At 64.4% G+C, this 9739-nt stretch carries 12 protein-coding genes; 2 read left to right on the top strand and 10 right to left on the bottom strand.

Features of this window, described 5'->3' with window-relative positions; translation table 11 throughout:
• From SO139_RS15500 to SO139_RS15475, 6 genes are all read right to left on the bottom strand, one after another.
• Positions 1-519 (bottom strand): polysaccharide deacetylase family protein (locus SO139_RS15500; protein WP_498540203.1); only part of this gene is annotated, 519 nt, incomplete at its 3' end.
• The gene (locus SO139_RS15495) at positions 506-1321 is read right to left on the bottom strand and encodes an ABC transporter substrate-binding protein (protein WP_498540202.1); all 816 of its coding nucleotides are present in this window, start codon (positions 1319-1321) and stop codon (positions 506-508) included. The genes SO139_RS15500 and SO139_RS15495, both read right to left, overlap by 14 nt.
• 14 nt (positions 1322-1335) lie before the next feature.
• A complete protein-coding gene (locus tag SO139_RS15490; protein WP_449376934.1) occupies positions 1336-2100 on the bottom strand; it encodes an amino acid ABC transporter ATP-binding protein in 765 nt (254 codons plus the stop codon).
• Positions 2097-2954, bottom strand: coding sequence for an amino acid ABC transporter permease (locus SO139_RS15485; protein WP_449376935.1), 858 nt, complete (start codon positions 2952-2954; stop codon positions 2097-2099). Before SO139_RS15485 ends, SO139_RS15490 begins: the two co-directional genes overlap by 4 nt.
• Positions 2951-3778: an ABC transporter substrate-binding protein gene (locus SO139_RS15480; protein WP_498540201.1), complete on the bottom strand. Its 828-nt coding sequence runs from the start codon at positions 3776-3778 to the stop codon at positions 2951-2953. The genes SO139_RS15485 and SO139_RS15480 overlap by 4 nt, the downstream gene beginning before the upstream one ends.
• A gap of 38 nt (positions 3779-3816) precedes the next feature.
• Positions 3817-4773, bottom strand: a complete 957-nt coding sequence (locus tag SO139_RS15475; RefSeq protein ID WP_498540200.1) for an N-carbamoyl-D-amino-acid hydrolase — start codon at positions 4771-4773, stop codon at positions 3817-3819.
• A gap of 151 nt (positions 4774-4924) precedes the next feature.
• Between SO139_RS15475 and SO139_RS15470 the strand changes: the two genes are divergently transcribed.
• Positions 4925-5842, top strand: coding sequence for a LysR family transcriptional regulator (locus SO139_RS15470; protein WP_474799063.1), 918 nt, complete (start codon positions 4925-4927; stop codon positions 5840-5842).
• 39 nt (positions 5843-5881) lie between these two features.
• On the top strand, positions 5882-6634 hold the full coding sequence (locus SO139_RS15465) for a type 1 glutamine amidotransferase (RefSeq protein WP_449376939.1): 753 nt from the start codon (positions 5882-5884) through the stop codon (positions 6632-6634).
• An 87-nt stretch (positions 6635-6721) separates the two neighbouring features.
• On the opposite strand, the gene SO139_RS15460 is transcribed toward SO139_RS15465, so the two are convergent.
• The 4 genes from SO139_RS15460 to SO139_RS15445 form a co-directional block, all read right to left on the bottom strand.
• The gene (locus SO139_RS15460) at positions 6722-7189 is read right to left on the bottom strand and encodes a nuclear transport factor 2 family protein (protein ID WP_449376940.1); all 468 of its coding nucleotides are present in this window, start codon (positions 7187-7189) and stop codon (positions 6722-6724) included.
• Positions 7190-7264: 75 nt separating this feature from the next.
• A complete protein-coding gene (gene ybgC / locus SO139_RS15455) occupies positions 7265-7672 on the bottom strand; it encodes a tol-pal system-associated acyl-CoA thioesterase (protein WP_449377020.1) in 408 nt (135 codons plus the stop codon).
• Between the two features lie 113 nt (positions 7673-7785).
• Positions 7786-8697: a metallophosphoesterase gene (locus SO139_RS15450; RefSeq protein WP_449376941.1), complete on the bottom strand. Its 912-nt coding sequence runs from the start codon at positions 8695-8697 to the stop codon at positions 7786-7788.
• A gap of 86 nt (positions 8698-8783) precedes the next feature.
• Entirely contained in the window at positions 8784-9653 is an 870-nt protein-coding gene (locus SO139_RS15445) for a DUF6869 domain-containing protein (protein WP_498540199.1), read from the bottom strand.
• Positions 9654-9739: the final 86 nt, after the last annotated feature.

Genomic DNA, 9739 nt, shown 5'->3' with positions numbered 1-9739 from the left:
CGTATAGACGATGCCGTGGCGCACGAGCGCTGCGCGCAGCTCCTCGGTGAACTCGCCATAGGGCGCGCGGTAGCCGATCGGCCTGACGCCGAGCCGGCGCTTCAGTGCGTCAAAACCGCGCTCGAGCTCCTCCTCGATCCAGGGATCGCCGGGATCGGGCAAAAGGTGATGATAGCCGTGATGGCCGATCTCGTGGCCGGCCTTGAGAATGGATTCGGCCATCGCCGGATGCGCATCGACCGACCATCCCGTGACGAAGAAGGTCGCCTTGAGATCGAGCTGATCGAGCAGCTCCAGCAGCTTCGGCGTGCCGACGCGCGCCTCAAAGCCGCCATAGCTCATAGTGATCAGGCGCTGTGCGTGAAGCGCATCCTTGCTGGTCCATGCGCTCTCGGCGTCTACGTCGAACGACAGGAACATCGCCGACGTATAGGGTTTTGGCCAGGGATAGTGGGGCGCAGGGTCCGCGGTGTTTGCCGGGATGAGCGGGATGCTCTGAAGTGCCTTACTGTCCAGCATTGATGGTCGCCTTCTCTATTCCGTTGTCGTTCAATTTCCATTTCGCCAGCAGCGCACGATAGGTGCCATCAGCGATCAGCGCATCGATGGCCTCGACCATCGCCTGCTGAAGCGCCTTTTCCTTGACCGGCAGCGCGATGCCCGTGAACTGCGTCGCGAAGGCGTCGCCGACCGGCGCATAGATGCCGGGCTCCAGGTCCATGATATAGGGCAGCGTCTCGTTGCCCTGCACGGCGGCGTCGATGCGGCCCTGCCTGAGCTGCGTGCGCGCATCGGCCGAGCCGTCGGTGCCGACGAACTGGATCTGGTTGCCGCCGCAATTCTTCTCGCTCCACGCCGCGATCTCGGCCGGGAACATGGTGCGGCGGCTGGCGCCAACCTTCTTGCCGCACAGCGCGGCCATGTCCTTGAACTCGGCTGCGCGGGATTGCTGCACGAAGAATTTCGGACCGCTGCGCAAGTAATCGACGAAGGACGCGATCTCGTGCCGAGTCGCATAATCGGTGAAACCCGACAGGATCGCGTCCACCCGGCCTGTCGAGATCGACGGCATGAACTCGGCGAAACTGGTCTCCTGCCATTCGACCTTGACGCCGAGCTTGCGACCGAGCGCCTCGCCGAGATCGATGTCGAAGCCGGACAGCGCGTTGGTGGCGGGATCTCGGAACTCCATTGGCGGATAGTTCGGCACCAGCGCGACCTTGATGCTGCCTCGTTTGGCGATCTCGGCCGGCAGCTCGATCGCCATCACTGATGCCGTTGTCGCACAAACCAATGCCGCCGCAACCAACACTCTCATCATCGAAACGCCCCCATTCAGATCACCGCGGAAAGAAAAGCCTTGGTACGCGCCTCGCGCGGCGCGCCGAGCACGTCGGATGCCGTCCCGGATTCGACGATCGCACCCTGGTCCATATAGACGACGCGGTCGGCGACCTCGCGGGCGAAGCCGAGCTCATGCGTCACCACCATCATGGTCATGCCGCTTTGCGCGAGCTTCTTCATCACAGCGAGCACCTCGCCGACGAGCTCGGGATCGAGCGCGCTGGTCGGCTCGTCGAACAGCATCAGCATTGGTTTCATCGCGAGCGCCCGCGCGATCGCGACACGCTGCTGCTGGCCGCCCGAGAGCTGCGCGGGATAAGAATCAGCTTTGGTCGCAAGGCCGACACGCCTGAGGAGCTCGATGGCTTCACCGCGCACCTCGTCGGATTTCCTGCCCTGCACCTGCACCGGGCCTTCGGTGATGTTCTCCAGCGCGGTCTTGTGCGGGAACAGGTTGAAGCGCTGAAAGACCATGCCGGTCTTCAGCCGCTGCCGCGCGATCTGCCGCTCGGTCAGGCGATAGAGCCGCCCGCCCTCCTCGCGCACGCCGAGCAGCTCGCCATCGAGCCAGATGCCGCCACTGTCGATCGTCGTGAGCTGGTTGACGCAGCGGAGCAGCGTGGTCTTGCCCGAGCCGGACGCGCCGATCAGGCACATCACCTCGCCGGGCCACACGTCGAGCGAGACGCTTCTGAGAGCCTGGAACTCTCCAAAATGCTTGCTAACGGAGCGGATCGCGACGAGGGGCTTTGTCATCGGGCAAACCGCAATGTGCCGCGGGCAAAGCGTCGCTCGAGCAGCATCTGGAGCGGCGTCAGGATCGACACAACTAGGAGGTACCAGAGCCCGGCGACGATCAGCAGCTCGATCACGCGCGAGTTGGCGTAGTAGATGTTTTCCGCGTTGTGCAGCACCTCCGGATACTGGATGACGCTGGCGAGCGAGGTCGCCTTGACGAGGCCGATGAACTCGTTGCCGATCGGCGGAATCACGACCCGCATCGCCTGCGGCAAGATGATCCGGCGCAGCGCGCGCAAGCGCCCCATGCCGATCGCCTGCGCCGCCTCATATTGCCCGATGTCGACCGACAACATGCCGGCGCGCATCACCTCGGAGGTGTAGGCGCCCTGGTTGATGCCGAGCCCGAGCAGTGCCGCAAGGAACGGCGTCATGACATCGACCGCGCGGGCGCTCCACAGGCCGGGAATGCCGATGGTCGGAAACACCAGTGCAAGATTGAACCACAACAGCAGTTGCAGGATCAGCGGCGTGCCACGGAACAGCCAGGTGTAGCCGGCAGCCACGGACTTCAGCACCGGATTCGGCGACAGCCGCATGATCGCCACGACCACGCCGAGGACAATACCGAGCGCCATCGCGAGCACAGCCATCACCATGGTATTGACGATGCCCTCGATGATCACTTTCGCCGTCAGGAAGCGGCTGACATAGGACCATTCGATCTGGCCGCCCGCGAAGGCGCGGCCAATGGCAGCCAGCACCAGAACGATCAGCGCCGCGCTGAGCCAGCGAAACCAGTGCGGCTCGCGCGCGACGTGCAGCCCGGACAGGTCGGGAAATCCCTCCGCGAGTGCGGGCGCGGCCTTCATTGCGGCGCCGCGTTCATCAAGGGCTTCTCGACGGCGTTCGCGCCCAATCCCCATTTGTCGAGAATAGCCTTGTAGGATCCATCGGCGATCATGGCGGCGAGCTTGTCCGTCACCACCTCGCGCAGGGCCGCATCATCCTTGCGGAACATGACGCCCTGAAAACCCTTGGCGAAGGGCTCGCCGACAACGCGGTACTTGCCGGCCTCCTGCGATTGCGCATAGGGCAAGGTCTCGCTGCCCTGCACGGCGGCGTCGATGCGGCCCTGCTTGAGCTGGTTGCGGACGTCGATCGAGTTCTCGCCGGGAACGTACTGGATGGCCGGCTTGCCGGCCGCCTCGCAATTCTGCTTGCTCCACTTCTCGATCTCGACCGGGAAGCTGGTGCTGCGCGTGGTGCCGACCTTCTTGCCGCAGAGATCGGTCGCGGCTTTCGCCTCACTCTCGGCCATGACGAAGAACTGCGGGCCCGTGGTGAGATAGTCGACGAAATCCGCGGTCTCGCGCCGCGAGGCGCGATCCGAGATACCGCTGATGATAAAATCGGCGCGCTTGGTCTGGAGCGAGGGGATCAGCTCGGCAAACGGCGTTTCGCTCCAGACGATCTTGAGGCCGCCGAGCCGCTTGGCGAGCTCGTTCGCAAGATCGATGTCGAGCCCGACGAGTTCACCCGTCGCGGGATCGCGATATTCCATCGGCGCGTAGGTCGAGTTGACCGTGAGCTTCAACGTGCCTGCCTGCTTGATCTCCGCCGGAAGCTCGGCCGCCTGCGCGGACGTCACGGCGGCCAACGCTGCGGTCTTCAGGAAGTGCGAGAGGCGTGTCATGTCAGCTCCTTCCAACGCCGCAATCGGCTGTCTGATTGTTAGTCCGCGTCGAGAACGGCCGGCTCGATGACGCCAGCGCGTTCGGTGATCACCCTGTATTGCTCCGGCCGCCGGTGGGCGGCGAAGTTGAACATCTTGTCCTTGCCCTGACGGCAGAGGTCGAGATCGATGTCGGCGACGATCACCTCATCGGTCAGCGTCTCGGCCTGAGCGACGATGCGGCCGTTGGGATCGACGATGCAGGAGCCGCCGATCAATCCGGAGCCGTCCTCCTCGCCCGCCTTTGCTACCGAGATCGCCCAGGTCGCGTTCATGTAGGCGTTGGCCTGCGTCACCAGCGTCGAGTGGAAGGTGCGAAGGCTCGCGTCTTCCGTCGTGCCGCCATTGGGATCATAGGCCGCCGAATTGTAGCCGATGCAGACGAGCTCGACGCCTTGCAGACCGAGCACGCGCCAGGATTCCGGCCAGCGCCGGTCGTTGCAGATCATCATGCCCATGATCGCGTGGGCCCAGGCCGAGCCGGCGCGGAAGGCTGGAAAGCCGAGATCGCCATATTCGAAATAGCGCTTCTCGAGCTGCTGATAGCGCGCGCCCGGCCGCGGCTCGACCGAGCCCGGCAGATGCACCTTGCGATAGCGGCCGAGAATCTCGCCGTCGCGATCGACCAGGATGGAGCAATTGTAGCGGCGGCCGTCTGCTGTCAGCTCGGCATAACCGACATAGAAGCCGACGCGGAGCGCATGCGCGCGTTCGAACAGCCTTGCGACGGCCGGGTTCGGCATGCCGCGCTCGAAATAGTGGTCAAGCGCCGTGCCTTCGAGCAGCCAGCGCGGAAAGAAGGTGGTGAAGGCAAGCTCAGGAAATACCACGAGGCTGGCGCCACGCGCGGCCGCCTCCTCCAGCAGCTTCAGCATCCGGTCAAGCGTATGCGCGCGCGTATCGGCTTTTTGCGTCGGCCCCATCTGGGCGGCGGCGGCGCGAAGGACACGAACCAAGACTGCCTCCAATCTGTGCGCGCTGCTGCCTCATTGGGCGAAAGAACTCTTTGATCCAGCGTGCAAATCCGCGGCCATTACGCGGAAACGGGAGTTGAAAAGCAATTCATTGTGCTATGATATTTTGGCCGAGAGTATAATCAGGACTTATATGAACCTGCGCCAGCTCGAGATCCTGCGTGCCGTCATTCGCCACCGCACCACGGTCGCGGCGGCGGACGAGCTGGCGCTCTCGCAACCCGCGGTCAGCAACGCACTGAAGACGATGGAGGCGCAGGCGGGCTTTGCGCTGTTCGAGCGCGTCAACAACCGCCTGTTCCCGACCGCAGAAGCGATGGCGCTCTACAAGGAGAGCGAGGCGATCTTCGCGCTCCATGCCAAGCTCGAAAGCCGTGTGCGCGATCTGCGGGAGAACCGCTCGGGGCATCTGTCGCTCGTGGCGACGCCGCCGCTCGCCTACAGCATCATTCCCTCTGCCCTGTCCGGCTTCCTGCGCCGCCGTCCGGAGACGCGGGTCTTTTTCGACGTTCGTCGCTACGAGGGTATCATCGAGGGCGTGCTGAGCCATGTCGCCGAGCTCGGTTTCGCGCTTGGTCTCACCCACCATCCCGGCATCGCTCATGAGGTGGTGCATACCGGGGAGATGGTTTGCGTCCTACCGCCAACGCATCCGCTCGCCGCGCAGCCGGTCGTCTCCGCCTCCGATCTCGTCGGCCTGCCCTTCATCGGGCTCGAACGCGGCACCCGGCTGGGCGAAGCCGTGCGCGACAGTTTTGCCCGTGCAGGCGCGCCATTCCAGCCGACCGTCGAGGTGCGCTACTGCAACACGGCCTGCGTGCTCGCGGCCGCCGGCGTCGGCGCGGCGGTGGTCGATCCATTTTCGCCGCGGCAGAACGGCGGCAACGGCCTGGTCGTGCGGACATTCGCGCCGTCGACGCGCGCGGTCGCCTACATGCTGTGGTCGGAAGCAGAGCCGCTGTCGCGCCTGGCGAAGGCCTTCCTCAATGAAGTCCGCAAGGAGAGCAGGCTTCTGGAGAGCGGAACACAACAGGAGGCAAGGCGCGACTGAGCTTGCGCAGGCACGCACAATCTCTTAACCGAGGAACACATGGCACGCATCACCATCATCGAGACGGGAGCCGTCCCTCGCAAATATCGCGAACGCCACGGCTCCTTTCCGGACATGTTCGAACACATGATCCGCACTGAGGATCCTTCTGCTGCGTTCGACGTCGTCAGCATTCCCGATGGCGAGGCGCTTCCTGACCCGCACCAGTTGGAGGCGATCCTGATCACCGGCGCGGCGGCCGGCGTCTACGACGGGCTCGACTGGATCGCGCCGCTCGAAGAATTCGTGCGCAGCGCCCATGCCAACGAGACGCCGATGGTCGGGGTCTGCTTCGGGCACCAACTGATCGCGCAGGCACTCGGCGGCGTGGTCCGCAAATCGGACAAGGGCTGGGGCATCGGCCGGCACGTCTATCAGGTGGCGCCTGATAACGGCGTCATCGGCGGCGAGCAGCTCGCCATCGCCTGCTCGCACCAGGACCAGGTCATCGAGCCACCGCGGGACGCGCGGACGATCCTGTACTCGGAATTCGCACCGCGCGCCGGCCTGCTCTACGCCAACGGCACGACGCTCTCGGTGCAGCCGCATCCGGAATTCGACGCGGGCTTCGCGCAAGTCTGCTGCGCGCTCCGCGAAGGCCATGCGCCGGACGACGTCGTCGCCACCGCGAAAGCCTCGTTGGCCGAGCCGCTGGACAGCGCGAAACTGGGCGGCGCGATCGCGAGGTTTCTGACCCGAAAGTCCATCTCCTCATCCTCAGGAGCGCGCACTTACGCGCGTCGCGGAGGATAGAGACCGAGATGCAGCGGCGGAGGCCTTCATGGTTCGAGACGCCGCTTCGCGGCTCCTCACCATGAGGGGCAATGGTATTCCTGGAAGCTAGAACGGACTGTCGCCCAGCCCCGCCACATCCGCAGGCCTTGGCCCCGGCGCGGGCCAGTGGAAGCGACGATCCCCCTCCGCGATCGCGATGTCGTTGATCGACGCCTCGCGCCGATTCATCAATCCGTGCTCGTCGAACTCCCACTGCTCGTTGCCGTAGGAGCGATACCACTGGCCGCTCGCATCGTGCCATTCGTACTGGAAGCGCACAGCGATGCGGTTGCCGTCGAAAGCCCAGAGATCCTTGATCAGGCGGTAGTCGAGCTCCTTTGCCCATTTGCGGGTGAGAAACGCCACGATCGCCTCGCGCCCGTGAAAGACTTCCGAGCGATTGCGCCAGCGGCTGTCCTCGGTATAGGCGAGCGCGACGCGCTGCGGATCGCGCGAATTCCAGGCGTCCTCGGCCATGCGGGCTTTTTGCGCGGCGGTCTCTCTCGTGAAGGGCGGAAGCGGCGGACGCGACATGGCTGGCCTCATCGGTTGGGGACACGCAAATCTACGCTCGCGCGGCTGGAAGTCGATGGCCCCTTCCCTATTGGCTCATTTCGAAATCACATCGGCCTTCATCAGGTTGCGGATCGATTTCGGGATCGGCTGGGCGCGGCCACCGCTGATGAAGGCGACGCGCACTTCGGCTTTGACCAGCACGTCCTCGCTGCGCCGGATCTCCTGTGCCAGCATGATCGAGGCGCCCTTCACCGCGATCGGCCAGGTCACGACGTCGAGCACGTCATCCATGCGCGCGGGTTTCAGGAAATCCAGATGCATCGAGCGCACCACGAAGGCGAAGCCGGCGTCTTCCGTCTCCGCCTGCTCGAACAGCGCCTGCTGCTCAGCGCCCATCAGCCGCAGATGATTGGTGCGGCCGCGCTCCATGAAACGCAGATAGTTGGCGTGATAGACGATGCCGGAAAAATCCGTGTCCTCGTAGTAGACGCGGACCTGCATGTGGTGGCGGCCGTTGCGGATCTCGCCGTCGAGATGGGCTGTCACGTCGCGAGCCTCGGTTCATTGTCGAAGCTTCGTGTTTTGCGCAAATCAGCCCAACGCGCAAGCAGTGGCTACGACACCGCCTGCCCTGCATTTCCAAGTGTCACCAGCACGATTTCCGGGGGAACACCGAGGCGGAAGGGCATGAGGCTGCAACCGAGCCCGCCGGAGACGATGATGTCGCAATTCTTGCGGATATGGCCATAGGAGAGTTCCTGTCCCGACGGCGCAATCGGCGACCAACCGAGCAGCCGCACCTGGCCACCGTGGGTATGACCGGAGAGCTGCAGCGCGACGCGCGACGGCACGCGTGCGGCAATGTCCGGCTCATGCGCGAGCAGGATTACGGGTGCGCTGTCGGTGATCTTGCCGAGCGTGACGGCGAGATCGTCGACGCCAACGCGGCGGAGGGGACGAAAGCGTCGCGCCGGCACATAGGCGAGTTGATCGCCGAGCCCAGCGAGCCAGAACGGACGGCCCGCGTAGACCAGGCGCTGCGCGTCATTTTCGTAGACCGGAATCCCGGCGGCTTCCAGCGCCTGCCGTGCAACCGGATGCCCCTTGCCTTCGCGCTGCACGGTCCGGTCGTCCCACCAATCGTGATTGCCCAGGATCGCGTGCACACCGAGCGGCGCCTTCAGACGACTCAGCACCGACGCCCATTCGCCCGCCGGAATGGCCCGCCTCATATGGCGCTGGCTGACGACGTAATCGCCGAGCAGGACGGTCAAATCGGGGGCGAGGCCATTGGTGCGCGCAACGATGCCCTCGATCCGATCGAGCGACATCCAGGGATCGCAGGCGTGGAGATCGGCGATGACCGCGATCTTCAGCCTGAAATCGGAAGGCCATTGCGACGGCGAGAGGTCGTAGCGGGTCACTCGCAGCTGCGCCGGTTCGACGCCGAAGCCATAGGCCGCGGTCGAGACGCCAAAGGCGCCGAACCCGCCCATCAATCGCAAGAGATGCCGCCGAGAAAACATGAGATCCTTACCCGTGATGCAGGCAGAGAGTGACGAGCGATTGTAGCGGAATTCGGTTGCGTTTGTGCAGATCGTCAGCAGAAACGTTAACGGTCCCTCGCGCCGACCAGCGCATCCAGACGCGTCTTCAATTCGTCGGACGCCCGGTAATACCAGACGCCGCCGAGCAAGTCATGGAATCGCCTGTCGGCGCGGGCCTCGCGCTCGATACGGTCGATCGTGCGCAGGCTGATCACGTCCTCGAGAGGGCCTGCCGCCAGCAGCGACAGCAGCACGGGATTGGACTCCACCTTGAGGATCTCCAGGATCAGGTCGATCATCCGGTCGGGATCATCCTCGCGCAAATCGCGCTCGAAATCCATGATCACGAACAGACTGTCGTCCTGGTCGCGGTCGGACCTGGAATATTGCTCGATCCAGGCCTGCGCCAGCTCGGACAGCGACAGGCCAGCGCAATCGAGCGGCCCGCGCGGAGTGCGCTGGGCCATGTGATCGGCATGCCAGGCCGCATCATTGGCGATCCCGGCGATGCGCCGCATCAGCGGCTCCTGCTCGCCCAGATGCACGCCCCCGAGCAGCCACCGCAGCCGCGCATTGTGCTTCGCCTCATGCTCGATACGCACGATCACCTCGTCGCCGTGGGCGTAGAGCAGCGCCAGCAAGAACTTGTCGTTGAGCTGCATCACCGTCGGCTTGTCGGTCTCGGTCCTCAGCACGTCAAGAATGAGATCGAGCGCACACTGCGGCCGGCGATGCGGCAGACGATCGAAATAGAGTTTTAGCGCCCAGACACTGCCGGCCTGGTCGCGCCGGCTGACGCGCTGAAGCGCGCACCACATCGAGGCCAGCTCGGCCAGCGGCATCGGATCGAGAAGCGCTTCAGTCTCGTCAGGCGTCCGCAGTTGCGGTGCGGACGCGATGGTTTCAAGCAGTGTTGCGTGCTCACTCAGCCCCATTCTTCCCACTCCAGCCAATGTGCAGTAACGGCGCCCCCGATCGCCGCGGGTCCGCATTAGTGGGAGCACAAAACAGGTGGGTTCAA

The sequence above is a fragment of the Bradyrhizobium sp. UFLA05-89 genome (assembly GCF_059803475.1).
This window is presented reverse-complemented; position numbering and strand designations above follow the sequence as displayed.

Coding starts and splice junctions, on each gene's coding strand:
- ybgC (WP_449377020.1), bottom strand. CDS start 7,672: ATGCAGGTCCGCGTCTACTACGAGGACACGGATTTTTCCGGCATCGTC.
- SO139_RS15445 (WP_498540199.1), bottom strand. CDS start 9,653: ATGGGGCTGAGTGAGCACGCAACACTGCTTGAAACCATCGCGTCCGCA.
- SO139_RS15465 (WP_449376939.1), top strand. CDS start 5,882: ATGGCACGCATCACCATCATCGAGACGGGAGCCGTCCCTCGCAAATAT.
- SO139_RS15460 (WP_449376940.1), bottom strand. CDS start 7,189: ATGTCGCGTCCGCCGCTTCCGCCCTTCACGAGAGAGACCGCCGCGCAA.
- SO139_RS15480 (WP_498540201.1), bottom strand. CDS start 3,778: ATGACACGCCTCTCGCACTTCCTGAAGACCGCAGCGTTGGCCGCCGTG.
- SO139_RS15495 (WP_498540202.1), bottom strand. CDS start 1,321: ATGATGAGAGTGTTGGTTGCGGCGGCATTGGTTTGTGCGACAACGGCA.
- SO139_RS15450 (WP_449376941.1), bottom strand. CDS start 8,697: ATGTTTTCTCGGCGGCATCTCTTGCGATTGATGGGCGGGTTCGGCGCC.
- SO139_RS15490 (WP_449376934.1), bottom strand. CDS start 2,100: ATGACAAAGCCCCTCGTCGCGATCCGCTCCGTTAGCAAGCATTTTGGA.
- SO139_RS15485 (WP_449376935.1), bottom strand. CDS start 2,954: ATGAAGGCCGCGCCCGCACTCGCGGAGGGATTTCCCGACCTGTCCGGG.
- SO139_RS15470 (WP_474799063.1), top strand. CDS start 4,925: ATGAACCTGCGCCAGCTCGAGATCCTGCGTGCCGTCATTCGCCACCGC.